This window comes from Photorhabdus bodei (genome assembly GCF_003287735.1).
Lineage (GTDB): Bacteria > Pseudomonadota > Gammaproteobacteria > Enterobacterales > Enterobacteriaceae > Photorhabdus > Photorhabdus kayaii.
Window position 1 is genome coordinate 1 of record NZ_NSCM01000187.1, and the last position, 237, is coordinate 237.

Sequence of the window (237 nt, forward strand, 5' to 3'; positions counted from 1 at the left end):
CCTGCCCAGAGGGAACAAAAACCGCCCCCATGAATCGCCCCCCACCCCGTCGGTGAAAAAAACCGGCTGTGACAGCCAGCTCTGTCACAAAGCCGGCGAGCCGGTGGACGTGGCGACCGGCGACTTCCTGCAGGTCTGGCCGGTGCTGGCCCTGCCGGGGGTGTTGCCGCTGACCCTCAACCGGACTTACCGCTCCACCGCCGCCCTGTCCGGGCTGTTCGGCCCCCAATGGGCCGA

The 237-nt window shown here is 68.4% G+C and carries 1 protein-coding gene; it reads left to right on the forward strand.

The annotated features are described in order from the left end of the window. Positions 1–237 (forward strand): DUF6531 domain-containing protein (locus CKY02_RS23355; RefSeq protein WP_146747504.1); only part of this gene is annotated, 237 nt, incomplete at both ends.